The organism is Sulfuricurvum sp., assembly GCF_031427015.1.
In the GTDB taxonomy this organism is placed as follows: domain Bacteria; phylum Campylobacterota; class Campylobacteria; order Campylobacterales; family Sulfurimonadaceae; genus Sulfuricurvum.
Window position 1 is genome coordinate 32634 of sequence record NZ_JASJOW010000001.1, and the last position, 23726, is coordinate 56359.

27 protein-coding genes are annotated in these 23726 nt (G+C 42.1%); 16 read left to right on the forward strand and 11 right to left on the reverse strand.

Going from position 1 to position 23726, the window contains the following annotated elements:
• Positions 1-32: 32 nt before the first annotated feature.
• Complete coding sequence (arsC, locus tag RMO68_RS00170) at positions 33-377, forward strand: arsenate reductase (glutaredoxin) (protein WP_310438703.1); 345 nt, start codon at positions 33-35, stop codon at positions 375-377.
• On the opposite strand, the gene RMO68_RS00175 is transcribed toward arsC, so the two are convergent.
• Both RMO68_RS00175 and RMO68_RS00180 read right to left on the reverse strand, forming a co-directional pair.
• Positions 374-832, reverse strand: coding sequence for a nucleoside deaminase (locus RMO68_RS00175; RefSeq protein WP_310438704.1), 459 nt, complete (start codon positions 830-832; stop codon positions 374-376). The two genes, arsC and RMO68_RS00175, sit on opposite strands and share 4 nt — an antisense overlap.
• 4 nt (positions 833-836) lie before the next feature.
• Positions 837-1604, reverse strand: a complete 768-nt coding sequence (locus RMO68_RS00180; RefSeq protein WP_310438705.1) for a M15 family metallopeptidase — start codon at positions 1602-1604, stop codon at positions 837-839.
• Between the two features lie 107 nt (positions 1605-1711).
• On the opposite strand from RMO68_RS00180, the gene RMO68_RS00185 reads away from it, so the two are divergent.
• A complete protein-coding gene (locus RMO68_RS00185) occupies positions 1712-2038 on the forward strand; it encodes a hypothetical protein (protein WP_310438706.1) in 327 nt (108 codons plus the stop codon).
• Here the strand turns inward: RMO68_RS00185 and RMO68_RS00190 are convergent.
• Entirely contained in the window at positions 1992-3320 is a 1329-nt protein-coding gene (locus RMO68_RS00190) for a diguanylate cyclase (protein WP_310438707.1), read from the reverse strand. The genes RMO68_RS00185 and RMO68_RS00190 overlap by 47 nt on opposite strands.
• A gap of 228 nt (positions 3321-3548) precedes the next feature.
• Between RMO68_RS00190 and RMO68_RS00195 the strand changes: the two genes are divergently transcribed.
• Positions 3549-4889 (forward strand): diguanylate cyclase, encoded by a 1341-nt coding sequence (locus RMO68_RS00195; RefSeq protein ID WP_310438708.1) that lies wholly within the window; start codon positions 3549-3551, stop codon positions 4887-4889.
• A gap of 6 nt (positions 4890-4895) precedes the next feature.
• On the opposite strand, the gene RMO68_RS00200 is transcribed toward RMO68_RS00195, so the two are convergent.
• Together RMO68_RS00200 and RMO68_RS00205 are read right to left on the reverse strand one after the other, a co-directional pair.
• Positions 4896-5186, reverse strand: a complete 291-nt coding sequence (locus RMO68_RS00200) for a c-type cytochrome (RefSeq protein ID WP_310438709.1) — start codon at positions 5184-5186, stop codon at positions 4896-4898.
• Positions 5187-5254: 68 nt separating this feature from the next.
• A complete protein-coding gene (locus RMO68_RS00205) occupies positions 5255-6022 on the reverse strand; it encodes an RMD1 family protein (RefSeq protein WP_310438710.1) in 768 nt (255 codons plus the stop codon).
• 66 nt (positions 6023-6088) lie between these two features.
• Here RMO68_RS00205 and RMO68_RS00210 point away from each other — a divergent pair, with 66 nt between their 5' ends.
• Positions 6089-7222 carry an OmpA family protein gene (locus RMO68_RS00210; protein WP_310438711.1) on the forward strand — a complete coding sequence of 378 codons (1134 nt, stop codon included), beginning with the start codon at positions 6089-6091 and terminating at the stop codon, positions 7220-7222.
• A 2-nt stretch (positions 7223-7224) separates the two neighbouring features.
• On the opposite strand, the gene RMO68_RS00215 is transcribed toward RMO68_RS00210, so the two are convergent.
• Positions 7225-8106: a hypothetical protein gene (locus RMO68_RS00215; protein ID WP_310438712.1), complete on the reverse strand. Its 882-nt coding sequence runs from the start codon at positions 8104-8106 to the stop codon at positions 7225-7227.
• Positions 8103-8708, reverse strand: a complete 606-nt coding sequence (locus RMO68_RS00220) for a hypothetical protein (RefSeq protein WP_310438713.1) — start codon at positions 8706-8708, stop codon at positions 8103-8105. The genes RMO68_RS00215 and RMO68_RS00220 overlap by 4 nt, the downstream gene beginning before the upstream one ends.
• A 223-nt stretch (positions 8709-8931) precedes the next feature.
• Here RMO68_RS00220 and RMO68_RS00225 point away from each other — a divergent pair, with 223 nt between their 5' ends.
• The 7 genes from RMO68_RS00225 (at position 8932) to RMO68_RS00255 (ending at position 15151) form a co-directional block, all read left to right on the forward strand.
• Complete coding sequence (locus RMO68_RS00225; protein WP_310438714.1) at positions 8932-9927, forward strand: hypothetical protein; 996 nt, start codon at positions 8932-8934, stop codon at positions 9925-9927.
• A gap of 61 nt (positions 9928-9988) precedes the next feature.
• Positions 9989-10447: a hypothetical protein gene (locus RMO68_RS00230; RefSeq protein WP_310438715.1), complete on the forward strand. Its 459-nt coding sequence runs from the start codon at positions 9989-9991 to the stop codon at positions 10445-10447.
• Positions 10444-11523, forward strand: coding sequence for an ABC transporter permease (locus RMO68_RS00235; RefSeq protein WP_310438716.1), 1080 nt, complete (start codon positions 10444-10446; stop codon positions 11521-11523). The genes RMO68_RS00230 and RMO68_RS00235 overlap by 4 nt, the downstream gene beginning before the upstream one ends.
• A complete protein-coding gene (locus tag RMO68_RS00240; RefSeq protein WP_310438717.1) occupies positions 11520-12155 on the forward strand; it encodes an ABC transporter ATP-binding protein in 636 nt (211 codons plus the stop codon). Before RMO68_RS00235 ends, RMO68_RS00240 begins: the two co-directional genes overlap by 4 nt.
• A complete protein-coding gene (locus RMO68_RS00245) occupies positions 12124-13674 on the forward strand; it encodes a cbb3-type cytochrome c oxidase subunit I (protein ID WP_310438718.1) in 1551 nt (516 codons plus the stop codon). Before RMO68_RS00240 ends, RMO68_RS00245 begins: the two co-directional genes overlap by 32 nt.
• A complete protein-coding gene (locus tag RMO68_RS00250) occupies positions 13671-14624 on the forward strand; it encodes a hypothetical protein (protein ID WP_310438719.1) in 954 nt (317 codons plus the stop codon). Before RMO68_RS00245 ends, RMO68_RS00250 begins: the two co-directional genes overlap by 4 nt.
• Positions 14621-15151 (forward strand): YceI family protein, encoded by a 531-nt coding sequence (locus RMO68_RS00255; RefSeq protein WP_310438720.1) that lies wholly within the window; start codon positions 14621-14623, stop codon positions 15149-15151. Before RMO68_RS00250 ends, RMO68_RS00255 begins: the two co-directional genes overlap by 4 nt.
• Here RMO68_RS00255 and RMO68_RS00260 read toward each other — a convergent pair.
• Complete coding sequence (locus RMO68_RS00260; RefSeq protein WP_310438721.1) at positions 15112-16026, reverse strand: MBL fold metallo-hydrolase; 915 nt, start codon at positions 16024-16026, stop codon at positions 15112-15114. The two genes, RMO68_RS00255 and RMO68_RS00260, sit on opposite strands and share 40 nt — an antisense overlap.
• A gap of 98 nt (positions 16027-16124) precedes the next feature.
• Between RMO68_RS00260 and RMO68_RS00265 the strand changes: the two genes are divergently transcribed.
• Entirely contained in the window at positions 16125-17012 is an 888-nt protein-coding gene (locus RMO68_RS00265; protein ID WP_310438722.1) for an AEC family transporter, read from the forward strand.
• Here the strand turns inward: RMO68_RS00265 and RMO68_RS00270 are convergent.
• A complete protein-coding gene (locus tag RMO68_RS00270) occupies positions 17009-17245 on the reverse strand; it encodes a CDGSH iron-sulfur domain-containing protein (protein ID WP_310438723.1) in 237 nt (78 codons plus the stop codon). The two genes, RMO68_RS00265 and RMO68_RS00270, sit on opposite strands and share 4 nt — an antisense overlap.
• Positions 17246-17595: 350 nt before the next feature.
• Here RMO68_RS00270 and RMO68_RS00275 point away from each other — a divergent pair, with 350 nt between their 5' ends.
• The 3 genes from RMO68_RS00275 (at position 17596) to RMO68_RS00285 (ending at position 21833) form a co-directional block, all read left to right on the forward strand.
• Positions 17596-18480, forward strand: a complete 885-nt coding sequence (locus RMO68_RS00275; protein WP_310438724.1) for a substrate-binding domain-containing protein — start codon at positions 17596-17598, stop codon at positions 18478-18480.
• Entirely contained in the window at positions 18480-20561 is a 2082-nt protein-coding gene (locus RMO68_RS00280; RefSeq protein WP_310438725.1) for a putative bifunctional diguanylate cyclase/phosphodiesterase, read from the forward strand. Before RMO68_RS00275 ends, RMO68_RS00280 begins: the two co-directional genes overlap by 1 nt.
• Before the next feature lie 474 nt (positions 20562-21035).
• On the forward strand, positions 21036-21833 hold the full coding sequence (locus tag RMO68_RS00285) for a hypothetical protein (protein ID WP_310438726.1): 798 nt from the start codon (positions 21036-21038) through the stop codon (positions 21831-21833).
• A gap of 185 nt (positions 21834-22018) precedes the next feature.
• On the opposite strand, the gene RMO68_RS00290 is transcribed toward RMO68_RS00285, so the two are convergent.
• Both RMO68_RS00290 and RMO68_RS00295 read right to left on the reverse strand, forming a co-directional pair.
• On the reverse strand, positions 22019-22219 hold the full coding sequence (locus RMO68_RS00290; protein ID WP_310438727.1) for a hypothetical protein: 201 nt from the start codon (positions 22217-22219) through the stop codon (positions 22019-22021).
• Positions 22210-22671 (reverse strand): hypothetical protein, encoded by a 462-nt coding sequence (locus RMO68_RS00295; RefSeq protein ID WP_310438728.1) that lies wholly within the window; start codon positions 22669-22671, stop codon positions 22210-22212. Before RMO68_RS00295 ends, RMO68_RS00290 begins: the two co-directional genes overlap by 10 nt.
• A 397-nt stretch (positions 22672-23068) precedes the next feature.
• Between RMO68_RS00295 and RMO68_RS00300 the strand changes: the two genes are divergently transcribed.
• Complete coding sequence (locus RMO68_RS00300) at positions 23069-23461, forward strand: hypothetical protein (protein ID WP_310438729.1); 393 nt, start codon at positions 23069-23071, stop codon at positions 23459-23461.
• The last annotated feature ends 265 nt before the right edge of the window (positions 23462-23726 follow it).

Here is a 23726-nt window from a genome sequence, read left to right on the forward strand (position 1 = left end):
GGCTATAATACGCCTAAAAAAAAGACACGTTTATGATAACAATCTGGCATAACTCAAAATGTTCAAAATCACGTGAAGCGTTAAAGCTATTGGAAGAAAAAGGGGGTAGATTCGAGGTTTTTAAATACCTCGATACTCCGCCATCACGTGAAGAAATTACTCTCTTATTAAAAAAACTAGGTATTTCGGCGCGGGAGTTAATGCGCACCAAAGAAGATCTGTACAAAGAGTTGAGTGTTGCGAAAATAGCGGATGAAGAAAAACTGATTGATTTATTAGCAGAACATCCGAAACTCATCGAACGCCCGATTATAATCGATGCAAATCGAGCAGTGATCGGTCGTCCCGTAGAAAAAGTGGTTGAGTTTATCGGCTAATAAAACTCTTTATCCTCTTTAATGTGCCATAAATATAAAAGTTTTTTGCCCGTTTCCGGGTCAACTACTTCGAGGTTGATTGCTGTTTTAGGATGTTTGAGGGCTTTATAAAAATGGGTATCTTCGAATCCTGCGGCGGCGGCTTCTTGAGTGGTCGAAGCATAACAGACTTTTGATAGACGAGCCCAAAGGATGGCCCCAAGACACATCGGACAGGGATAGCAGGTCGTATAGAGGATACATTCGGAAAGATCATGCTTTCCTAATAGTGCGCTAGCGCGGCGAATAGCAAGAATTTCGGCATGAGCGGTAGGATCATGAGAGATGAGCACTTCATTATGCGCGCGTGCGATCACTTCATTGTTACGGACGATTACCGCTCCAAAAGGCCCGCCTTCGGTAGTTTCCATCCCTTTTAGCGCTTCATCGTACGCAATTGCCATCCATGGGTTCATAATGTTATTTTACTTTCTCCACACAAGAAGGGGCAAGAAGCTCCGGACGGTATTCGAAATGCATGGTATCGTAGTGATACCATCGCCCCCCCCAGATAAAACCGTATTTTTCAAAAATACGGACAATGGAGAGAGGCATAGTGTTTTTATAACCGATTTTAGCCGTTTCTGAGGGGGCTTCGTCTTTCCAGTATTGTGTTGTAGTGGGGGCGAGATCGATAGCAATCCCGAAACTGTGCATCGAGAGGCGATCCGTGTCTTTTATGACGCGGTAGCAGTACGTGGTTGCCCCCTCCGCCCAAATACGATCACGTTTAGGTAGTTTAGCGATCTCTTGACCGATTGCGTAAAGTTTTTTATCCACTCCGCCTACTTTAGTAACCGGAAGTTTTACGGAACCTTTAAGGGTTGGCCAACTAATGGTGGCGATATTTTTTTCGATCTCTTTTTTATTTTTGCCATAGAGGGCTTGAAAAAACGGTTGGTAGCGTAAGCGTCCCGGATCGAACAGATACTTAGGCGGGGTCTCGCTTCCCCCTGCATCGTAACGCTGAGAGAGTTGCGTAGCAAGATCGGCATTGTTTATTTTATCGTCCCATGAGGTTTTGACACTGTCGGTATGATACGGAAAGCGTGTTCCGTCTTTGAGAAGGAGAGTGTTATTGTCCGCAGAGGCGACGAGGTCGGGATAGCTTTCGAGGTAGCATTGCGGATTTCCCCAAAGAAGCGAAAACAGAAAAGCCGAAGCGGTGAAAAGGGTGAGTAGGCGCATTGTATTCCTCCGATAAGTAGTGCTATTTTAGCGAATATTTGGCCATTCACAATCGCTTCACACTTCTTTGTCATGATACTGTTATCTTTTAAAAATAGGAGTTCCCTATGAAAACAGTACATCCTTGGGTAGCGGTTATGGCGGCTACCGTCCTTGCAGCTTCAAGTGTATATGCCGGTCACCATGATAGAGGAAGAAGCCATTATGAGCCGTCTAGACATGCAAAAGTTTCCCACTATCACGCTTCAAACTGGGTGGTCCCTTTGGTTATCGGAGGTGTTCTCGGATATACGTTGTCCGAGCCGCGACGGGAAAGAGTGACCTATGTTCAAAGTGCTCCCATTGTTTATGCCCCGCAACCGGTCTATCAGGAACAATGGGTCTATTTTAGTGACTGTGATTGTCAGCGCAAAGTATTGGTTCGCGTCCCTTGAGATTTTTCTCTTTTTTGACAACATACATTGCCATATCGGCTGCTTTGATCAGGGTTTCAGCCTCTTGCGCATCATCCGGATAGAGCGCCATTCCGATGCTTGCACGGGCATGAAGGGTGGTGTTTTCATCCACATAAATCGGTTCACTGATGGCAGTATTGATACTTTCATAAATATTGCGTAGATGTTTCTCGTCGTTGACGGCTTCAATCATAACGATAAATTCATCTCCGCCGTAACGGCAAACCGTATCGCTGTTGCGCAGACTAGATTGAATGTTTTGTGCGACATCTTGCAGTAATCGATCTCCGGCTTCATGCCCATAACGGTCATTGACTAATTTGAAGTCATTTAAATCAATAAAATAGAGGGCTATTTTCTCTTTGAGCAGTTTTGATCGGCTGATAGCCTGCTTTAATCGATCATTGAGTGTGGCACGATTCGTTGCTCCGGTAAGTGGATCATGTTGAACTCGATAGGTGAGATCATCAACATGTGAGGTGATATGGGTTATATCGTGCAGATTCGCAACATAGCTGATAAGACGGTTGTGATGATAAATCGCCGTAATGGTGACACTGAGAACTTTTTCTTTGTTTGCAGAAGGTTTCGTAACCGTTCCTCTCCATGTATGGCCATTAGATTGGGAAAGGAGAGAATTAAACGTAAGCCGTTCTTTAAAAAGATATTTGCCGATATGGGTACCGTATAGATGATCTTGATCGTTAAGCATGAGGGCAAAAAAACTTGGATTAGCAAACTCGATCAACCCTTTTTCATCGGTATAGAAAATAGCATCCCCGGCACTTTCAAGTGCAGTGGAGCGCTTATTTAGCTCATCGAGTGTTTTTTTGGAGAGGGTAATGTCTTGGGCCATACACAGGATCTCTCCCTTGCCGCCCTCTAATCGGCGATTGCGCCATTCACAAAATATTTCGTTGTTGTATCTCGTAACATTATAGTTTTTGGAGTAGCTTACCCCCTCAAGAGAGGTTTTTTGAAGTACGGAGGTGACGTGTTCTTTATCAAAAATAGGGACAATAAACTCGATGATGTTCTCCCCTGCCGCTTCATCATAGTTCCATCCAAAAATCGCTTCGGCGGTTTGGTTCCATTCTATAATATTATAATGGCGATCAACAACGATAAGGGCGACGGGAGAGTCGCTGAAAAATTGCAGATATCTTTTTTGACTTTCGATAAGACGACGGTTGAGAAAGATGGAGTGCCCGACCCAAAGGGCTAACACGATAACAAGTGAGGATATCGCCAATAGTTCCATCAGTGGCTAAGCGATGGGTATAAACCAACGGTGGGCGAGAGTAACAATGTTACCGATACGACGGGCAAAGATTTTGCAGGAACTCATAGGGAGCACGATATCCTTAAGTAATTTTACAGATTGTATAATGTTATATATAATTTTAATATTAAACTCGATTTTCGGTTTGATTTCTTTTTTGGTTTTCAATCGTTATAATCAAAATAATTAAACTGAGGAGATGTGTTTATGTTTTTTCCCACTCTTGGATTGATCGCGACAACCGATGTAATTACGGTTGATATCCATGGTACTATCCAAGATGCGTTAAACAAAATGCATCAACATAATCATCGCAGTATTATTGTCGTTAATAAAACGCTTCATTATATTATTACGACCAAAGACATTATTCGCCTTAAGCTCGAAGGGGTCTGTTTTTCAACGTCGCTTTCTCAAATTCAACTCCGTGCGCTTCCTTTAATCGATAAAGAGAGTAATATTATTAATGCCCTCAATCTGACGAATGATATCGATGAACATATTTGTGTGTGCAATAAAGACGGGAGTCTGTACGGGCTGGTGACCAACAGTGATATTGTTGCCAGCGTCGATCCGCAAGTTATTTTGGAATCACTTCAGATATCGACTATTTTTGAAAAAAAATACGGATATAAAAGTTTTTCACCCTCTACGGCTATGTCGGAAGTATTGAGTTTCATGAAAGACTCACTTAGTGATTGCGTCATTATTCAAGAAGATAAACAGGCGATAGGTATCCTCACCTCCAAAGATATTATAAAATTTATCGGTGAGGGGATTAACCCTTCCGTTGTTGTGAGTGACGTAATGTCTACTCCGATTGAAATGCTGAGTGAAAAAGTCTCGATTCATGAAGGGCTTGAATATTTGCGTAACCGTCATTTTAAACGAATCGTTGTAACGAATGACGAGGGGGCTGTTGTGGGGATTGTAACTCAGCAGGACCTGATCGCGCGTACCTATTTGAAATGGTCTCAGCTCATGCAAGATCACTTTAAACAATTTGAGGAAATTACCCAAATTCTTCAACAAAAAAACCGGCATTTAACCCAATTGGCGACAAAAGACTCTTTGACGGAGATACATAATCGTCATATGTTCTCCGAGTTGTTTTCCCAAGAGCTTTCCAATGCGAAACGTCAGGTGACGCAACTCTCATTAATGATGATTGATTTAGATCATTTTAAACAGGTGAATGATACCTATGGGCATAATATCGGAGATTATGTCCTGAAAAATTTTGTTGCTTCAGTCGTCGCAACAGTTCGTGAAGCGGATTTGTTCGCGCGATGGGGTGGAGAAGAGTTTGTTTTACTGCTTCGAAATACGGGATGTGAAGAAGCGTATCATGTCGGGGAAAAAATTCGGAATATGATTGAATCAACATCGTTTGACGATGTGGGACAAATTACGTGCAGTATCGGAATTACCGAAGTAAGCTGCGAAGATACTTTACACAATGCGGTTGAACGTGCCGATAATGCACTGTACGCGGCGAAAAATATGGGGCGCAATCGAACGATTGCTTGTGAAACGCGCCCCGCTTAAGGGGCTCTATTTTAGAGTACCGACGTGTCCCGCGATAGCTTTTAGATCGTCATCGCTTAAACCGTCCAAAGAGGCTTGCATGGTTGCTTTTTGATCGCCGCCGAAAGTTCCGGCTTTGTAGCCGGAAAGCTTGGTGAGTGCCGCTGCGTCACCGGCGATCGCTTTACCTGAGATCGCGATGTCTTTCCCGTTGGCTCCGTGACATTCGGCACATTTCGCACCGTAAAGTTTAGCTCCGTCAGCAGCCATTAATGCGGATACCCCTAACACACTTAAAACAACTAATTTTTTCATCATGCGATCACCTCCAAAGTAGATTAAGATTATTGTAGCATAAAACCTATTGGGTGCTATTGCGGTTTACTTTAGCGGATAAATTCAATGACGCCCATCACGATTTCGACAGCAATCAAAATGATGATAATCCATTCTAAAAATTCACTCTTTTTGTGGTTAATGATATCCATGACAAGCATCACGTCTTCTTTGATCTGAGAGAGTTTTGAGAGAGCTATTTCGTGACGATCGTAGAGTTCGAGGACAAAGGCCAAACGGTTGTATAAGGTTTCCGCCTCTTCATCGTCCCATAAGATATTAGGTTTATCGAGTAGCAGTAAATTACTTACCATATCATGGCGAGTAAGGGCGAGGCGTTTGGCAAATTGCATGAGATGGGAACGGCGGCTGATGGAGAAGGTATGGATCGATTCGACGATGCGGCGACTTTGGGAAAAGAGGGTATCAAGTCGTTTTTCATAGTGCTCTAATCCGACGCTTTGGGAAATCGCGAGGGCAATAACATTGAGATTCAGTGTCGAGGCTTCACGCAAGGTAATGGCTTCATTGGTTACTTCAAAAAGTGTACTCAATTGCGGATCGATACGGATCGGATAGTCTTGGGTGATGAGGTTTTGCAAATCCAATGCAATGTTGAGCAAGGAGAGGGCATCGAGTATCTCTTTTTTCTCTTCGGCGATTAAGGTCAGAACCCCAAACGGCGACAATACGACATGCAATGTTTTATTTTTTCCGTAATAGCCGTTTTCCACTCCTCGTACGAGGGTAAGATCGAGCGCGTATTGTACGGTGGCGGTTGTGAGGGTATGGTTTAGAAAAAGGGAGAGTAGATTCATTGGTACTCCTTTAACCAAAAATTGGTTTGATTTATTGTATCATCCCTTTATTACAGTGAGGTGATAATGCAAACTAAAATGGCAGTCGGATTACTAGGGTTATGGTTGAGCTGGAGCAGTGTTTCAGCGGATGTATCGGAGATGATTTTTTATCCGCAGGCTGATTTTTCGGAGGGTATTTTCCATTTTAATTATCAAGGCGAAAAAAATAAAAACTACGGTTTTATGTTTGAAAAAGGGTTTGACTCAAATCGAATCGTTTATGTCCGTCCCGCGAGTCATAGTATAGAAAAAACAAAAGAGGGGATGACGAAACTCTCTTTTGCGAATACGGATCGTTACTCCTATCTTCAACGTGCATTGAGAGATGATTTTTTAGTCTCCGATGAGAACGGTATCGTCAAAATTCTTCTCAGCGGGGGAGATTGTAAAGGGAGCCCTGATTGCGTCACGGCAGAGAATATCCTCACCGTCAATGTACCAAAAGGGTACGGTGTGAGAAAATATCAGGGGTTAGATCAAGACCTTAAGCCGCTTAAGAATCCGCTATGGCAGCGAAAAGGAAATACCTATACCCTCACCGCACACGATGTCAAAGGGGCGTGTGTGATGATGGAGTTGGAAAAATTAAAGCCGGGGCAGAGTGCGGTGAGTGTCGCGATGGCAGAGCCGATGAAACCTATCTCCAAGGCGGAAAAAGTTGAGGCGATACAACCGATTAAAGAGGTGCCTGCGGTGAGTATTGCGGCGGAAATAAAAACGGAAGCTAAACCGAAAGTAGAAGCAGCAGCCGCAGCCGTTGAAAAGCTGATTCCTGAAAAACAGGTTGCCTCATCACTTTCACCTGCACCGTATTTCAGAAACTTCCAGTTATTTGAGAGTCGGGTCGTTGCCTTGAGTGAAGTGGGAAAAGAGCGTTTGCGAGAATGGGCAAAAAGTTTTAAAGCAGGTAACTATAAATCGGTAGCAATCAATGGATATACGGACAATATTCCTCCGCAACGGCTTAAAGCACAATATGCGACAAATATTATCCTCTCTCAGGCACGTGCAAAAATAGTAGCAGATTATCTTATGACATTAGGGATTGATTCGAGCATTATGAGTGTTAATGGGATGGGGGATGCCAATCCGGTTGCCTCAAACGAGAATGAAGAGGGGCGATCAAAAAATCGTCGTATAGAGTTTATTCTTAATTGACGTTACATTTGCTCGTAAAGATCGAACAAATCGATCCCATCAGGAAGACGGGGTTTACCGTCACGAAATGATCGGGTATGGGCGATAAGCCGTTTGAAGTGTTTACGCAAGTGGTAGGCATCGGGAACATTGGGACGGAACCAATCTCCTTTCGCACTAAAGAGCCAATCAATCGCCGATTTGATATCAAGCAGTGTATAGCCGCCTGTCTCGATTAGGAGTTTGATCTGAGCCGCCCAGCTTTTCACATCAAACGGTTCTTCGAATTGCGGATCAATAGAGGCGAGGTGGCGGATGAAATATTGTGCCATCTCGAATTCTTCGGTAGAGGGTTTAGTCTCTGCGAGAGCTTGCGCCGAAGCTACAACCGGAGCATTGGAAGCGACCTCTTTGCGCACCCACCGCTCGAATTCGGCACACCAATCAAATGAACGGTTGTTTTTGGAACGTTGATAAAGATTAAAATCCTCGAATAATTCTCGCCGTAATCCTTCTCTGTCGCAGAGCTCTAACGCAAATACGTGTAGTTCCTCATAGGCCTCGTTGCTGAGATTGAGATAGTAGTTGCTGTCACTGTATTCTCTTGGGGTGAGAGAGAGGAGTGCAGAAGTGATGGTCTCAATCGGAACAAAGGTGTAATAGATCATTACCCCTTGAGCACTTTTGCGGCGGATGGTCTTTAGCACCCCTTTTTTAACCATACTATCGAGGGCTTCAATCACTTCTCTCGGGCTGTGGCGGAGCGCTTGTGCAAGGGTAGCGGCATCAATATCGCGCGGCTTATCTCCCCATTGCTGCGTGTGACGGGCGATGAGAGGGATGAGGGAGCGCTCCATCAAGCTCAAATCCTCTCGATCGATCAGGGCTGCCGGAAGGGTAATCATGTACGTTTAACCGATGTTATGAGTTTGGTTTTAAGCGGTGCAGAGAGCGTTTCATTTCTGGAGCGCTCACGGCGGAGTATTTCGTTACGGTATTCATGGGTAACACGTGAGGAGAAGAGACTTCGATCTAGCGAGACATAGTCGTAAATCCACCGTTTGGTAAGTATTTTGACGACATTGATATCGGTTTCATCGAGTAAAGGTTTCTCTTGGTTTAGATGTTTGATCGACGTAAAACGGATCGCCTCAAACCGCTCCAACGCACTTTTCTCACCGTCTTTTACCAAGCTCACATCCCGTCTGATATCGTACATTAGAGAGTATAAGTTTTCTGCACGCTCTTGCGCTTCTTGGTCGATGGGGGTGAGTGCTTGAGTCTCGAACTCTTCCGCAATGAGGGCGATTTTTTCAAAGCCGTTTTTATAGGGCATTTCCCGAAGGGATAAGCGGCGAAAAAACTCACGGTATTGTGAAGGGTGAACAGTACGTACCAAATCGGCGACGTGCGCGCGGAGGTTAATGTCCTCTTCGATTTTAAAGTATTCCATCAACGAAGTGACGAATTGAGTACGGATTTGATCTTCGGTCGGTCGGTTTTGCATAAATAAAGTATATCACGATGATCTTTAGAGTAGTGTTAGGGCAAAAATAAGGTAAAATGTTAGCGGGTATTTGTGAGAGTACCCTAATCCGCCAAAAGAGGCTCCCATCCTAACATTCGACCATACCGTTATCCCTGAGGGTGATGCAGAACTCGGTGATAATCTTTTATATTATGACTATAACATAGATCATCTTCTCTCTCTTGAAGCGAAGGGATTGACGATGGAAGATGAGGGGTACATCAGCGCATTTCGCTCGTTTGAGGGGGAAGTGTATGAGAACTATATCTACGAAAAGCTTCTCCGTTATGCCGCTAACGAACCTAAAATTAAAAGTTTTATCATCAAAGGACCGCATAAAAATCGCACCCGTGCAATGAGCGATGCTCTCTCGGTGAGTTGGAAAGGGCAGATTATTTATCGTGCCCGTCACAAAGAGATCGGAGAGTTTGACGGTCTCTTGTTCACCGATAAAGAGCTCTATTTTGTTGAAATGACCCTCGTTAAGTCGGTGAGCAATCTGAAAAAACGGCTTCGTAAAAAACGGGCATTGCTTGAGGTTCTTTTCCCTCGCTATAGCGTCAAAGCCCTTTTGGTTTTAAATGAAGGGGCAACGGGAACCTCTGATCTTCCTCCGTATGCATCGGTATGGCTGACAAAACCTTACAGTGCACGCCATATTTTGGAACGTTTGAGTTCCAAGTCCGAGCGTGCCCCGATGATTCGTGTCGAGAGTGCCAAGATTGCGCATGCCGAAGAGTTAAAAGTTGCGGCGTTTAAATATTATGCGACACTCTCGTGGATGCTCCGTTCCCTGAGAGGAAAAGATCCGATGGATGTTGATTTCTTCCGTCGAGCCGCAACCCAGCGCTATCATGATATTTATACAAAAGTATACGTCGGCTATCTTAGTGTCGATGATTTTAAAATCATTGCACCGGATCTCTCATGGAACGGTTCGAATGCCGCACGTGTTGTGGTTGCGATTGAAAAAGATCACTCCGGCGGATACTTTCTAACCTATTTTATCCGTCACAGCTCCAAAAAACTGGATAATGTTGTTATTGGTTCTGGAGGAAGCAAAGTGGCGAAAAAAGATCCGTTCGGGATCACTTTGACCGAGATGAACCACCTTGACAAAGTAATGGACGAGGGTTTCGCCCTTACACTTGAACAGCATACGGAATTAGAAAAGCTACTCAGTAAGCTGACGCATTAACCGTTAATTATCCTTTTTTCCTTTATACTTTCGTCACTTCACTAAGTTATAAGGGTTTATTATGAAAAAGGTTATCATTTTACTATTTGTAGCACTCAGTATGTGGGCAGCTCCTTATAAAGTAGGTCAATCGGTTATGCCGTTGGATTTGAACGATCAGTTTGGAAAGCGCTATACCCTCAAAGCGATGCCGAAAACGCTTATTATGGCGTTTGAAAAAGGGACGGGTGCTACGGTAAATGAGTATCTTACCGTGCAAGAGAAAGGGTATTTGGCAAAAAATAAAGCAGCTTTTGTTGCGGATATCAGCCAAATGCCTAAATTTATCACTGAGAGTTTCGCACTGCCGAAAATGCGTAAATATACCCATACGGTTCTTTTAATCCAAGATGAAGAGCAGGGATTAAACTTTCCCGCGCAAGAGGATAAAATTACCGTAATGAAATTTCGGGGGAACTTTCTGACGAAAGTGGAGTTTATCTCTACGCCGGCTGAACTTAAAAAAGCGATTGAGCAGTGATTACACCGCTCAAAGCTCTACGTAAAAATCGCTTTAAAACAGCACTCATTTTTATCAGTATGAGTGTTTCCATCTCCGCTATTTTTCTTATCAGCGCTATATCGGGTGGAGTCGTGAGCATGTACAGCGCAATGCTTAAAACCGATGGTGATATTATTGTGACCCAAAAAGGGATCGCCGATACTTTTTTCAGTGATATTAATAACTCACTGAGTGCAGAGATTCGAAAAATCACAGGGGTAAAAGAGTCAAGTGCCCTTATTTTAGGAGCTGCTCCGGTTGATAAACTCCCTATTGTCGCTATTTACGGGGTAAGTGATAATCGATACGACAGTTATACTCTTGCATCGGGGAGATATCCTAGGGCGGATGAAGTGATATTAGGTTCAAAAATTTTTGAGACCCTCAAACATCCGAAAACGATTGTTCTTTCCAAAAAAGAGTTTGTTGTCAGCGGGGTATTTAAAAGTCGTATCGGATTTGAAGACGGCGGAGTCGTGATGAATCTCTCCGATGCGGGAGAATTATTTCATAAAAGTGCCTCTATTTTTCTTGTAAGTCTCAATGATTTAGGGAAAAGTGAAGCTATTGTAACGCAGATAAATGTATTGAGCGGCGATATTGAAGCAAAAACTACGGAGAGTTTTATTGACTCCTACAATCAGTTTAAAATTATCCAAACCAGCTCGGATGTAATCGGTGCAATGGCATTTTTGATGGGTATTTTGGGGATTGTCAGTATGATGAGTATGGTGGTTAATGATCGTAAGGGAGAGTTTGGGATTATGCGCTCCATCGGGCTCTCCTCGCGCGTGATTATATTTAAACTGTTGAGCGAGACACTCATCATTGCCCTTGTTGCTTATGGAGTAGCATTAGGTGCTTCTCTTGGAATCTTGGAACTGATTGAGCATGCCGATAAATTTCAAGGTTATATCAACGGTGAGATAACTGCGGTACTTATGATTAATGTTTTTATCGTTTCGGTAACGATGGCTCTTATCGGGACATTTCTCCCTGCCCTTTATGCCTCTCGTATCGATCCGATGAGTTTGATTCAGCGAGGTGGCGCATGAAAATCGAAGCGTTCGGAGTGGAACATTTTTACGCTCACGAGAAAGTTTTAAACGGTGTCGATATCGAGATCCTCTCAGGAAGTTTTATCGCTATAATCGGTGAGAGCGGAAGTGGAAAAACAACCCTTCTCTCTATTCTTTCAACGCTGCTTCAGCCATCACTCGGCACGGTTCGATACGACGGTAAGCTTTTGCAGGAACTTGGTAGTATTGATCGTTTCCGTCGTACCAATATCGGGTTTGTATTTCAGTTCCATTATTTGATCTCTTATCTGACTTTGCGTGAAAATGTGGCATTGGCAGCATTGGATACGACACGTATTGATCCACTTCTTTCAGAACTTGGAATAGAGAAACTAGGAGGGCGTTACAGCGATGAGGTCTCTGGTGGTGAGCGTCAGCGTGCCGCGATTGCCCGCGCCCTTATCAACCGTCCCTCAGTCGTTTTTGCCGATGAGCCGACGGGGAATCTGGATACGAAAAATGCACTCGGGGTGTATGAGTTATTTAAACGCTTTGCTTCTGAGGGGACAGGTTTTGTCGTGGCGTCGCATGATAAAAAAATAGCCGATTATGCAGATATCATTATTGAAATGGAGGATGGCATTGTTAAGCAAATTCATAAACGATGAGCTTCCTTTAGCTTTTGTATGGTTGATTTTAGGCCTTTTTGCGGGGTTGGTTTATGCCCTAGAGATGCTTGGACTGGACGGTTCTATGACACTTCTCTCTCCTGAGCGTGCACGGTCGCTCCATATTTCGCAGATGTTGTACGGTTTTTTCCCGTTGATGCTCTCGCTGTTACCGTTTGCCCTGTTTCAGAAAGAGGGAGTTTTGTCCGAAACCGCAATAGCTCATTTGCGCCGTTATTTCGTCGTTTGGAACCTCTTTTTACTCACAATGACGATGGCTTTGCTATTTGGGAACATTCGAGGATTGCCGTTTTACGATTTTCCCTATCAGCTGAACTTTTTACTGGCATTTAGCGGTTTGTTTTATCTCCTCGCCCTCGTCGATGCACTGCGCCGCTACGAGAAACGCCCTTTGTGGGTTAATGTCTCGCTCGCAGCTGTTATCGCCGCCCCGATTGCATTGGTAGTCCTTATGAATCCTGATTACGGTCAGGTGGAGCAGACCCTTGTGGGGCCTCATGGGGATAATACATTGGGGATGAGTTTTACTCTGATCCCGATCTACTATCTTCTGATTAAACTTGTGGCAACACAAGAGTTTAAGCCGCGCTGGCATTGGCTCTGGATCGTCCCTTTAGCCGGTTATGCGTTGTCACTGATTATTCGCAATTTCTTTCATAGTTTGAGTTATAACGAAGAGTGGTTTTTTCAATATCTTACTCTGCTCTATTTACCGTTGTTATGGGTATGGCTCCGTGACGCTGGGGTGAGTTTTAAAACGAATCCGTATCTGATCCTCTCGATTTGGGCATTTGTCTTTGTTGATCTTCAAGGGAATTTTCTCTTTATCCCTGAACTTCGGGCATTGATTCACCGCAATGATTTGGTAGTAGGGCATGCGCATATCGCGATGGGGCTTGGGGTGGCATTTATGGCGCTGTCGATCCTTCATTACCTTTTACCGAATCTGTTTCGCCGTGTGTATGCAATCATATGGACGGTGTTAATGGCACTGATGGCACTCGTTCTAACGATAGCCGGAGTGATCGAAGCCGGAGGGTTTGGCGGAGCGATTGAGCCGTTTTTGGGAGCGCGTGCGCTGATCGGTGCATTGCTGGTAGGAATGGTGCTTTGGATTACGTATGAGAGAATTAAATTTAAACTCGATTCACCGCTAAAACTCTACCATCTGAGCGGATTTTTAAGTGATGCGGGGGGCGGGGTGATCCTCATCCTCGCAGGTGCGGCATTGTTTCCGTTGCTCGGGTTTCATTTTAGCGGGACGTATGAGTACATTGTATTTGCTTTTATGATTGGGACGGGGTTAGCACACTGGTATGGACTCCACCGTGATCCTTATCATTTTGCGGAGTTTACCGCCTCGGTACGTGCGGTATGTGCTTCGGTATTTATTGCCCTTTATCTGGCGGGGATATTAGATGGAATCGCCCTTCTTGTAGCTTTATATGATGCTGGTTTTGCATTGGTATATTGGCTGGTGCTACGGGGTAGAGAGTGAATTTGCTCGTAATTGTCCTTAGTTCACAGCTTCTGTATTATCTTCTGATTGCCCAAACCGGAGTAGTCGGAGCATTTGACTCTCATATCCATGACCTCTACACACTTCCTATCGGAGGGGTTATAGGGAGCTTACTTAGTGCACTTTGGCGTCATCACGGACTCAAGCAGGAACTCTGCTTTTTATTTGGTGTCCAGATAATGATTTCGTGGTTCTATCCTAATTACTCATTAGGAATGTTGTTAGCACTTGGGTTTGTTGTCGGTTATACGACCCCATTACTTCTTTATATTTTCGGATCACAGGGCAAGTTTCAGCTCTCCTTAGGATTGGCAATTTCTTACGCGGTAGGGACGGCATTTTATACATATCCTTACGTAGAACGTGACGATATAGCGGTAATACTTCCTCTTATCTCTGTTGCGGCTCTACGATTTGCACATCTAAAACATGTAGTTCATGTTGAACATGTCAATTTTCCGTGGCAGCTAATCGGAGTAATGATGCTCTGGATCTTTGCCGATTCGGCATTGTTTGAAACATTGAGTCGATCAGGAGATATGGACATTTGGAGTGAATATACCCTTCTTATCATTACATCACATTTGTTTGGGGTATTTTTAGCCTACCGCTACGGAGATGAGTTATTGCGACAAGTTCGTGTTGTTTTAGGGCTCTTTGCCGTGAGTTATCTGCTGTACTGGATAAAAGAGCCGATATTACTTGCCGTTGTCTATCCGATTGTCATTTCGTATTATAATGTTTTGTTGTTTCATAAGCTTATTCAGACAGGGGATATCCGTATAATCGGACTCTCTATGATCGGAGTCGGCTGGATCGCGGCATCTGCAGCTAATGCTATCGCATTGCATCATCAGCTTTGGATCGTTGTTTTGGTATTGGGGGCGTTTGCCGTGATGTATCCATTTTATTTTAGGAGAGTAACATGAAAAAAATAGTGAGTTTGGCAGCAATTTTATTGGCTGCCTCTGCATTTGCGGGTAATTTGGCATTTGAATCGGGAAGTATAAAAGCACATACCGAAGTATTCGGCGATTCTACGATTGATCCGACTGCAAAAAAAGCAACATCGCATTTGTCAATGGATACGGCTCCCGCAACGTTGAGAGGGACGATTGAAGTATCTATGTCTGATTTGGTAAGCGATAATAAAAAACGTGATACTAATATGCAAGAGACATTGGAATCTTCTACTTTTCCTAAAGCGGTCTTTGAAGTCAAAGAGGTTGTGGCTAAAGGGGGGGATAACGTCATCCTCAAAGGTTCAATGACCCTTCATGGCGTCACGAAACCGATGAGTTTTGAGGGGACACTTAGCGAAGAAGCTTCTAAGGTACGTATCAAAGCCAAAAGTACGATGAAAATGTCCGATTTTGGGATCACTCCTCCGAAAATGGTTTTTTTAACGGTACGTGATCAAGTTGATTTGAATGTTGATATTTCTTTGAAGCGATAAATTTCTCCCACACGCAGTATGTGTGGATGAAACGGATAAGATACCGATCGGATAAGTTTTTCAAACCATTCGATGGGCTCATCAATCGGCTCGTCCGAGAGGATAAACGTGCCGTAGTGGATCGGTATTATCGTTTTAACCCCCAAATCACAGGCAGCTTCAAGCGCCTCGGGAGGATTGAGATGGTTATGTTTCATAATCGCTTCAGGACGATAGGCTCCGATCGGTAAAAAAGCTTCATCAATCTCAAACTTCTCTCCGATCTCCTTAAAATGTTCTCCGTAGGCACTGTCACCTGAATGATAGAGGGTGTGCTCGGCATTCTGGATCACATATCCCCCCCACAGTGCTTTATTTGTGTCATAGGGAGTTCGCTTGCTCCAATGCTTGCTCGGTGTCAGGGTGATGAAAAGTCCCCCCACCATGACCGATTCCCACCACTCCAGTTCAAAACATCGTTCCCGATCAATTTTCCCTTTCAGATAACGCCAAAACCCTGCCGGTGCGACGATAATCATTTGTGGATTTTGTCTGAGTAGATAGGCGATGGAGGATTTGTCGTAGTGATCGTAATGGGCATGAGTGATGAGAATGACATCAGCATTAAGTTGATCTTTCGGGAGGGGAAGAGGGCTTTTTCGACGGTATAGCGGGATATCTCCCAAAACCGGATCGATGGCAACGGTGGTGCCCGCAATCTTTAACCAGAGGCTTGCATGTCCTAGCCAAAGAGCATATTCACCATCGGGAAGTCCCTCTTGTGTAACGACAGGGAGCGTTGAATCTTCTGTGGATCGTTTACGCCAGAATTTTGACAATTGCCATTTGAGTATAGTCGTAAAGGATATTCTGGGGGAGGTATAGTGCGTACTCATTTAGGATTTTTACCCATCTTTTTTATCCCTATTGTACCTTTTAGAGGTTTAAAAGGGGTATAGGATTACTATTTCGACAATTTTAATCGGAGCCGTAAATGGAGCAGTTTGTTTTTATCATAACATTGTTGTTAATCGGAATACTTCTTCAAAAAGCGGATGCTCCTGTCGATTTTGCGAAAAGCCTTAATTTTTTTGTTATTTATGTCTCTTTACCTGCAACGGTATTGCTTCAAGTTCCTAAGATACATTTTGATTTCTCCGCGCTTGGCGTCATTCTTATCCCTTGGCTACTACTTCCGATCGTGATTGCGATTGTGATTGCGATGACCCGTAACCACCCTCCTCATGTTCGTGCGGCACTACTTCTTGTGATACCGCTTGGGAATACGTCGTTTGTCGGCATACCGATCATCCATACACTTTTAGGAGAAGAGGCGATAGCGTATGTTTTGATGTATGATCAGTTTGGAACCTTTTTAATCCTCTCCCTCTACGGTGCGGCAGTGATTGCACGATATGAGAGCGGGACATTTCATAAACGGTTGATTGTCAAAAAGCTGCTCCTCTTCCCCCCATTCCTCTTTCTTTTGTTTGCCCTTACTTGGGGAGAAATGCCTCCGCTTACGCACCCCTATCTTCAGATACTTGCCGCTACTCTTGTCCCGTTAGCGCTGATTTCAGTCGGGTATTCGATGAAATTCGGCGGTGGAATTGATTATGGGTTATTTACTCAAGCATTGGTTGTAAAATTGATTCTCATGCCGTTGATCGCCTTTGGTATTTTATTAGCAATGGGAACCGATCCGCTTGCACTTAAAACGGCCGTACTTGAATCGGGGATGCCTTCTATGATTACCGCAGGAGCATTGGCAATTGCAGCGGGGTTTGCTCCTGCACTTAGTGCCGCACTGGTAGGATACGGAATTCTGGCAGCATTGATAACCTTGCCGTTGATAACGTATTTGATGGAGAGGGTGCTTTAAAGGCCTTGTTGATGTGATCCGTCACAATAAGGTTTTCGTCCCGATCTTCCACAGCGGCAGAGCCATTTATCGGTTTCAACATCGACTGAAAATTTGATGGGTGCTTTCTCCGTTCCCTCATGGCTTCCATCACAAAAGGGGAAGGTTTTGGAGAGACCGCAGGTGCAGTACCAATACTCTTTATCGGCATCCAATGAGGCTTTAAACGGTTCATTTATAAAATGAGTTTCCATAAATCACTCCTCAAACAAAATAAAAAAATCATACTATGCGTTATAATCAAACCAAATAAAGTTTTAGGATTAGTAGCATTAAATTAAAAAATAAGTGTAATGTTCAGTAAAATCAAGAAGCTGTTTAGGTACTATTAATAAAATCGATTTGGCTTTTTAGCAAAAGGTGTAAAATGGACAAACGCTTTAACAAACCTCTTTTAATCACTTTTATTCTACTCTTGTTTTTCGGTTTTACCGTAGTTTTTTTTAATTTAACAACCATTTCAAAAAATAAACCGCTCTCCCGTACGGAAATAACTACTCCGACAAATTCGTTTGTTCCATCTAAAAAAACAAGGATAAAAAAGTTGGTCTATATTGTTTCCGATACGAGAATTCCGTTTTGGGAAATTATGGGTCGCGGGGTAAAAACCGGTGCCGATTCATCAGGGTATACGATTGATATTTACAGTTCTGAAAACAGTCGAAAACGTGAACTGGAGTTTATGGCGAAAGCAATCAATGAAAACGTATCCGGAATCATAATATCCCCTACAACCTCCTCTGCCTGTGCCACTATTCTTAAATTAGCTTCAAGTGCTGAGATCCCTGTTGTTATAGCGGATATCGGAACTGATGGGGGTGAGTATGTCTCCTATATCTCTTCCGATAACAAGGAAGGGGCGTATCGAATTGGAAAAGTACTTGTTAAAGCGCTGCATAAACGGGGATGGGAAAACGGAAGAGTCGGGATTATCGCGATACCTCAAAAGAGGTTGAATGCACAAGCGAGAACCAGCGGTTTTATGCAAGCGATGAGCGAGGCGGGAATTAAAGGTGCGGATATTAGGCAACAAGTTACTTTTACGTATGATGAAACGTATGATTATACAAAAGAGATGATCGAAAAATACGCTGATCTTCGTGCAATATGGTTGCAAGGTTCGGATAAATATAAAGGGGCACTGGATGCGATTGCCGATACAGGGAAAAAAGATGAAATATTATTGATTACGTTTGATGCGGAACCGGAATTTATAAAGCTTATTCCTCAAGGTGTACTTGTCGGGAGTGCAATGCAACAACCTTATTTAATGGGGCAGGAAGCGGTTCGTGCTATGGATAACCATTTGCATGGAAAAAAGGTTGAAAAAAATCTACAATTACCTATTCTTGCCGTTTCTGCAGAAAATATTGTTGAAAAACTTCCGATTATTAAACGAAATGTTTTGGGTATCGAGAGAGAAAAATAATGAAAAAGATTTCTCAAAAACGTTCTTTATATCTAAGTGTCGGGATCGTAGTAATCTTAACCGTTGCTATCATCATGTCTGTTCACTCTGCGTATACCTACATTGTGACGAAAAATAAAATAATAGAAGAGATGAAATACAGCTCAATGCTCACCGTCTCCTCTTTGCAAAAAAATCTTACCCCCTTGATTGAGTCTTATTCGGTTAATGAGTATAATTTACTCCTTTTTAATGAACTGGAGCCGAGAGATATTTTTGCCATTATTGTTGAAGATGATAATATGGGAAAGATTTTGGGAAGAGAGTCTTATATTAGTGGAAAAATTCGAGATAAAACGGGGAAGATAGCTGATTACGACGTTAAAAATAAGCAACACAATCAACGGCTAAAAGAGTGCTATTACTCTAATAAATACACAATTACGTCGTCTTCGGGAGATAAACTCGGTTCGATTAGTATTTATATTTCGGATAAGGCTATGAATGCTCAATTGAATCAAATTGTAACCGAAGCCTTCATTAATACCGTAGCGATCTCCTTGCTCCTTATCCTCTCTCTTTTTTTAGTGATACGTTTGTTTATTTTTAAACCGCTTTCCGATATCGTCACCCTTATCAGTAATAGTGATGAAGACGGCATCCCTATTAAATTAATTCCCGAGTATGATGCGAGAGAAATCGATGCGCTCTCCATCACAATGAACACCATGATTAATTCAATAAGAGGTTCAAAAATAGCGTTACTTAAACAGCATAATGAGTTGCTCGAACAGAAAAATGAAATAGAATATCAAGCAACGCATGATGCATTAACTGGATTGGCAAATCGTATTCTTTTTAATGAGAGACTGGAGATGGCGATTCAAAAGTCGAAAGAACATGATTCCCAAATGGCATTGCTTTTTATTGATCTTGACCATTTTAAAGAAATCAACGATTCTCTCGGACATGAAGCCGGCGATAAAGTTTTGAATATTGTGACGCAAAAGCTAATGGAAACAATACCGAATGAAGAGGCTTTGGCCCGTTTCGGAGGGGATGAATTTACGGTTATTATTGAAGGGATTCAACGTGCGGAGGATGCCTCATTTTTAGCCGATCAAATTTTAAACCTTCTTTCAGAAGCGATTAGGATAGAAGATACGGAGCTTTATATAGGATGCAGTATTGGCATCAGTCTTTACCCTGATAACGGGGATACTCCACAAGATCTCTTGAAATACGCAGATGCGGCAATGTATACGGCCAAAAGTGAAGGGAGAAATACGTTTCAATATTACAGTGCTGAAATGACGGCACGGGCATTTGAACGGGTTATTATGGAAACAAGCTTGAGAGCCGGGCTAAAAAATGAAGAGTTTGTGGTGTATTATCAGCCGCAGGTTAGAGGAACGGATAATAAATTATTGGGGATGGAAGCACTTGTTCGATGGCAAAGCCCCTCCATGGGGTTGGTTTCTCCAGCAGTCTTTATCCCGATTGCCGAAACGACGGGGCTTATGATTGAACTCGATAGGTTTGTCATGAAGCATGCGATGACACAACTCGCTACATGGTACAAAGAGGGGCTCTCTCCCGGAGTTTTAGCCATGAATCTTACGATTAAACAACTACAGCAAAAAGACTTTATCGATTTTCTTGATACTCTCATCAAAGAGAGCGGGTGCAGGGTTGAATGGATAGAGTTGGAAGTGACGGAAGATCAAATTATGATCAATCCCGAAGGGGCAATAGCTATTTTAAAAAGAATTAGCCAATTGGGGATAAAAATTGCCGTAGATGATTTCGGAACAGGATATTCTTCCCTCTCCTATCTTAAAAAATTGCCTATTAATAAGCTCAAAATTGATCAATCTTTTGTGAAAGATTTACCGGATGATGATGAAGATGTGGCTATTGTAAAAGCGATTGTTGCATTGGCGCATAGTTTAAATTTGGAATTGATTGCCGAGGGAGTTGAGACTGTTGAGCAAAAAGAGTTTTTAGTGAAAAGCGGATGTGAGAATATTCAAGGTTATTTGTATGCTAAGCCGATGCCCTCAGAACAGATGAAAGTGTTTCTTGAAAAAGAGTTGGATTAATATTTCTGGACTTTAAAAGTATTGTAGGGGAATTTTTTGTAATGTGATGGCGGGCCACCAAGGATTTGAACCTTGGGAGGTGTTACCCTCGCCGGTTTTCAAGAACGTATAACGAAAGTCTATAAGGGCATAGAACTCCTATATAGGAGCTATATTGCGATATTTGCTAAAGTCTAAAATGAGTCTTTTTCATGCCTCATCCAACGAAAGTAAGGCGGAAAAACTCCCTTCTCAAGCGAGGCAGTATTCCTTTAAATATTCTTTACATTGGTTCGGGTATACCACACTCTTTTTCAAAATTGATATTAAAGACGTCTGCAAGCTTTGTCAATATTTGCTATACTATTTCATTAAAAAAAAGACTATATTAGGTATTTTTGGCTAAATAGCGACTTTATGACGAAAGAGGATTATTATGTCGATGAATCAAGACAGCCAATTCAAAATATTGAGCTTGAAGCAGGGGTACGCTAAATGAAAAATTTACTTATAGCATTAATGATTATACTATTTGTGAATCTTATATGGACTGTAGTTTCCATTGAAACAGCTCCTTTTTACTGGTTAGGGAATATTCTGAATGCTGATACCAACAGCACTTTAGCCACTACAATTATTGACAAATGGGCTATTAGGGGGCAGATAGGCGATATTATGTCAGGACACTTTTCAGCGCTAGCCTTCCTTGCAGTTGCTTTAAGTATCATTTATCAAAGTGAAGCTAATCAACAAATGAGAGTGAGTATAGATAAGCAAGAAGAATCATTAGAACAACAGAGTATAGCTTTGGGTGTTCAATCTAAAAGCTTGGAAGCACAAATAGAAGAGCTGAAAGAATCACGAGAAGAGAGTTCAAAACAGACTGAAGAGTTTTTTATAAACAATATGAATACTAAGTTAGATAGATACTATAAGTTGTTGGAACAACAAGTAGATAATGTCTTAGATAAGAGGGATTATATAAATCTAGCTAGTGTTGTAACAAAAAAGATGAATGGACAGTTTGTATCAGATGAAGAATATCAACAGATTAACAATTCTATTATATTATCAAAAAATGTTCATGATATCTTAGAAATAATTTATCAAGAGATACATTTGATATCAGAGGAATCAAATGCGTTTAAACAGTTTGATAGAGAATTTAAATTAAGAATTGAAGTCGATCATAAAATAAGTTCTTTATGTGCCATTGGAGATAAAGATCAGTACGTCTTCTTAAATGCCTATGGTTATCCCTGTTATGCCTTGAAATATAGAGAACTGTCTTAGCCTTCATATTTTATCAATCATCTTAAATTATATTTATAATGAAGAGTGATAGCCTGTCGAGGTTAGCCCTGATTTAGACTTACTCATTTTTCAAAATCTCTTGTGATAAGCTATCTCACGGCATTTGCGTCTGGATTAATTATGTAATGAAGGATATAGCATTCTACATATATTTTAGGCTATTTTTATATTCTTCGTTCATGCATCATATCTTGCAGAAATTCTCTCACAATCGCACTAAGTGGTACGTCCTTAATTTCTGAAAAGGCTTTGAGTATCTGCGCTTCTTGTTTGGTTACATAAAAAGTCATTCTGATCTTTTTCTCTTTGGGCGGTCTTCCGCCGATAGCATTTTCGATTTCATCGAAGGTAGGCATTACTTGCATTTAATTCCTTTTTTGGCAATTTTATTGATGGCTTCATACATCTCTTTATGAATGCTTTTGGTGACTTTCAACTGATGTTCTCCTCTGGCATGCCCTATATTATTGAACCACTTAATCCCATCTCTTGCGACACGCTCGAAGAGGGTACTGCTTCGTACATCCAATAGAGTCAGCTTACCTAACGCCGTTGTTAGTGTGTTATAGGCGAATTCGTACTTACTGGCTTGCTGATAGTTATTGATAATGATGATGACTGATTTGGCTTCGTCTTTTATCAGTAGATAGGTCTCTATGGTGGCCTTGAGACTCCGTGCATCAGTTAGCGTGGGAATAATCACACAATCGCAATGTTTGACTGCATGCGTCACTTTTGAATCGATCACGCTACTCATTGCCCCAAAGTCAAACACTACATCTTCAAGCTCAAGCAACTCCTTTGGTATTCTCTTCATGCTGTGTGGAATTTGATGGAAACTCTTGATCAATGTTCGATCCATATTGGTGGTAATGTCATTGGTGACGTAGCTATAATTATTTTCTAAAGCATGGTTCAAAGCAATTGAGCTTTTACCAACTCCTCCTTTGAGACTAAAGTATAAATACTTCATATTTTGTTCCTATTTTTGAGATTAAATCGAGTTTTTGAGACTCGATTTAATCTAATGTTCGAAAAAATGGTGCTACAAAAGTGCTATTTAGTCCCTCATTTATACCCGTAACGTCACTATATTCAAACACATATTATTACTATGAATCAAACTAAAAGGAGGAGGTTTGTATGAACCCAATTATCGTATTGATGATAGTAAAGTGCTTAATTAGCACTATTTCACGTAAGTAAGGTGTGTGATGATTATTGAGATACTGAAGCCAGAAGATGTGAATAGGATTGTAGACACGCTATTAAGGGACTATCTTGAATATTCACTTCACAGATTGCCTGAGGGGTTTGATTATTACCACCATACTCACGAATATGGGTACTTCTGTATTGTGACAGAGAAGGAGGATTTGATGGGTGAGAAGATCGTGTTGTCCCATTGGACGTTGCCTTCTATGGGAGAGGAAGCGTTTTGGGAGAGGATTGAACTTATTGAGATGCAGAACAATGGGGAAAATGATGATGTGGTTGAGATATTGGTGAGAGTTGATATGGATGTGACGGTTAGTTTGATATTGACAGAGGGGATTTTGGATGAGGATTTGATAGAGAGAATTGAGGGCTTTATTTACGAAAAATGAGTTAGCTTTGTTATTAAATAGAGCCTGTAGCCACCTGCACAAGGGCTTTTAAGCAGTGGTGGGAAGTACCGCGTTGGGGAGCACAGACATATTTCATTCAATTTTTTCAGAAATCTATTGTGTATGAGATGAAAAAGTTTTCTTAAAGTGTTAAAAATAACGGTGAAAAAAATTACCCCTTTAAAGCGTATAAATCGTATCTTCTGCGCTGCTATCGCCTTATTATTTGAAGTCATTAGTATAAATACAATTTACCCCTCATTCT

What these genes read in the sequence shown, in the direction of transcription:
- RMO68_RS00175 (WP_310438704.1), bottom strand. Translation starts at nt 832, where the DNA reads ATGAACCCATGGATGGCAATTGCGTACGATGAAGCGCTAAAAGGGATG.
- RMO68_RS00185 (WP_310438706.1), top strand. Translation starts at nt 1,712, where the DNA reads ATGAAAACAGTACATCCTTGGGTAGCGGTTATGGCGGCTACCGTCCTT.
- RMO68_RS00300 (WP_310438729.1), top strand. Translation starts at nt 23,069, where the DNA reads ATGATTATTGAGATACTGAAGCCAGAAGATGTGAATAGGATTGTAGAC.
- RMO68_RS00200 (WP_310438709.1), bottom strand. Translation starts at nt 5,186, where the DNA reads ATGATGAAAAAATTAGTTGTTTTAAGTGTGTTAGGGGTATCCGCATTA.
- RMO68_RS00270 (WP_310438723.1), bottom strand. Translation starts at nt 17,245, where the DNA reads ATGGAAACTCATTTTATAAATGAACCGTTTAAAGCCTCATTGGATGCC.
- RMO68_RS00230 (WP_310438715.1), top strand. Translation starts at nt 9,989, where the DNA reads ATGAAAAAGGTTATCATTTTACTATTTGTAGCACTCAGTATGTGGGCA.
- RMO68_RS00265 (WP_310438722.1), top strand. Translation starts at nt 16,125, where the DNA reads ATGGAGCAGTTTGTTTTTATCATAACATTGTTGTTAATCGGAATACTT.
- RMO68_RS00210 (WP_310438711.1), top strand. Translation starts at nt 6,089, where the DNA reads ATGCAAACTAAAATGGCAGTCGGATTACTAGGGTTATGGTTGAGCTGG.
- RMO68_RS00205 (WP_310438710.1), bottom strand. Translation starts at nt 6,022, where the DNA reads ATGAATCTACTCTCCCTTTTTCTAAACCATACCCTCACAACCGCCACC.
- RMO68_RS00220 (WP_310438713.1), bottom strand. Translation starts at nt 8,708, where the DNA reads ATGCAAAACCGACCGACCGAAGATCAAATCCGTACTCAATTCGTCACT.
- RMO68_RS00260 (WP_310438721.1), bottom strand. Translation starts at nt 16,026, where the DNA reads ATGAGTACGCACTATACCTCCCCCAGAATATCCTTTACGACTATACTC.
- RMO68_RS00285 (WP_310438726.1), top strand. Translation starts at nt 21,036, where the DNA reads ATGAAAAATTTACTTATAGCATTAATGATTATACTATTTGTGAATCTT.
- RMO68_RS00240 (WP_310438717.1), top strand. Translation starts at nt 11,520, where the DNA reads ATGAAAATCGAAGCGTTCGGAGTGGAACATTTTTACGCTCACGAGAAA.
- RMO68_RS00280 (WP_310438725.1), top strand. Translation starts at nt 18,480, where the DNA reads ATGAAAAAGATTTCTCAAAAACGTTCTTTATATCTAAGTGTCGGGATC.
- RMO68_RS00295 (WP_310438728.1), bottom strand. Translation starts at nt 22,671, where the DNA reads ATGAAGAGAATACCAAAGGAGTTGCTTGAGCTTGAAGATGTAGTGTTT.
- RMO68_RS00255 (WP_310438720.1), top strand. Translation starts at nt 14,621, where the DNA reads ATGAAAAAAATAGTGAGTTTGGCAGCAATTTTATTGGCTGCCTCTGCA.
- RMO68_RS00190 (WP_310438707.1), bottom strand. Translation starts at nt 3,320, where the DNA reads ATGGAACTATTGGCGATATCCTCACTTGTTATCGTGTTAGCCCTTTGG.
- arsC (WP_310438703.1), top strand. Translation starts at nt 33, where the DNA reads ATGATAACAATCTGGCATAACTCAAAATGTTCAAAATCACGTGAAGCG.
- RMO68_RS00225 (WP_310438714.1), top strand. Translation starts at nt 8,932, where the DNA reads ATGGAAGATGAGGGGTACATCAGCGCATTTCGCTCGTTTGAGGGGGAA.
- RMO68_RS00180 (WP_310438705.1), bottom strand. Translation starts at nt 1,604, where the DNA reads ATGCGCCTACTCACCCTTTTCACCGCTTCGGCTTTTCTGTTTTCGCTT.
- RMO68_RS00245 (WP_310438718.1), top strand. Translation starts at nt 12,124, where the DNA reads ATGGCATTGTTAAGCAAATTCATAAACGATGAGCTTCCTTTAGCTTTT.
- RMO68_RS00290 (WP_310438727.1), bottom strand. Translation starts at nt 22,219, where the DNA reads ATGCAAGTAATGCCTACCTTCGATGAAATCGAAAATGCTATCGGCGGA.
- RMO68_RS00195 (WP_310438708.1), top strand. Translation starts at nt 3,549, where the DNA reads ATGTTTTTTCCCACTCTTGGATTGATCGCGACAACCGATGTAATTACG.
- RMO68_RS00215 (WP_310438712.1), bottom strand. Translation starts at nt 8,106, where the DNA reads ATGATTACCCTTCCGGCAGCCCTGATCGATCGAGAGGATTTGAGCTTG.